This is a genomic window from Pantoea sp. BL1, from assembly GCF_000963985.1.
GTDB classification, from domain to species: Bacteria; Pseudomonadota; Gammaproteobacteria; order Enterobacterales; family Enterobacteriaceae; genus Pantoea; species Pantoea rwandensis_B.
In genome coordinates this window covers 1-1,229 of sequence record NZ_JZRH01000067.1, presented here as the reverse complement: position 1 = coordinate 1,229, position 1,229 = coordinate 1, and the positions used below count along the sequence as shown (strand labels likewise).

General features: G+C 61.3%; 1 protein-coding gene. It reads left to right on the top strand.

Annotated elements, in window-relative coordinates; all coding sequences use genetic code 11:
• Positions 1-1,229 (top strand): ImcF-related family protein (locus VH86_RS23790; protein ID WP_045834340.1); only part of this gene is annotated, 1,229 nt, incomplete at both ends.

Sequence of the window (1,229 nt, the reverse complement as noted above, 5' to 3'; positions counted from 1 at the left end):
GGGCAGGCTGGCCGTATAACACAGGCCGTGGGGTTCCAGACTTCCACAACCAATCAACACGATGCATTGCTCGCGGCACTGGCGGCGGACCTCATCGCGCAGGGGACCCAGCAGGTGGCGGACTCGCCGCAGCATCACTTTTTGCTGAGCCTCGCGGACCAGCTGGCGCGTGTGCCGGAATCAATAACTGCGCTGCTTTTTCCGCTGCAGAAGGTTCATGGGTCTCTGCCGCTGGCGGGGATGGTGTTCAGCCCGCAGTCGGAAGATACGGCAGGTACGATACCGCACCACTGGAGACGTGATAACCGCTGGGATGCGCTGCCTGCGTCTTCAAACGAACTGCCTGCCCATCTTCGCCCGCTCCGCTATGGTCTGCACTGGAGCCGGATTTCCGCTGCTGCTGCCTGTGCGCTGGTGGTTCTGTGGGGAGCCGGAATGCTGGTCTCTTTCGCCGCCAGTCGCAGCGTTATCAGTGATGCCGTTCAGGTGGCTGGAAACGCTTCAGACAGCAGTCAGTCTTTAAAGCAGCGGCTTGCCGCACTGGGTGTGTTTCAGGACACCATCGGGCAATTACAGTATTGGCAGGAGCATGGTATGCCCTGGTACAGCCGCCTCGGACTGAGCCAGAACGAAGAACTGCTGTCTGCCCTTTGGCCGCGTTACCGTGAGGCAGCACTGCCTCTGCTGCGCGACGCCGCAGCCTTACAGCTCTTTGGCGCACTGAAAGCCTATGCGGCACTCGCACCCGACAGCCCGCTGCGCGAAACGCAGTCAAAGCAGGCCTACACGCAGCTCAGGCTGTATCTGATGCTGACACGCCCTGAACGTATGGACCCCAGCTGGTTCAGCCAGTCGCTGATGCAGAACTGGGTGCAGCGGCAGGGTCTGGATAACGCGTACTGGCAGGGCGCCGGCAGTCCGCTGCTGGCTTTCTATGCAGAGAATCTCATCTCTCACCCCGAATGGGCGCTGAAAGCAGACCCGGAGCTGGTCAGGCAGGTGCGCACCCTGCTGGTACGTCAGATGGGGGTAACCAACAGCGAGTCCCGCCAGTATCAGCGGGTGCTCTCACAGGTCGCCCGACAGTATGCGGATATGCGCCTGGCAGACATGACCGGCGATACGGATGCGGGTCGCCTGTTTACCACCGATGAAGTGGTGCCCGGCATGTTCACCCGTCAGGCCTGGGAAGATGGCGTTAAACCCGCCATTGAAAAAGTGGCGCGGGA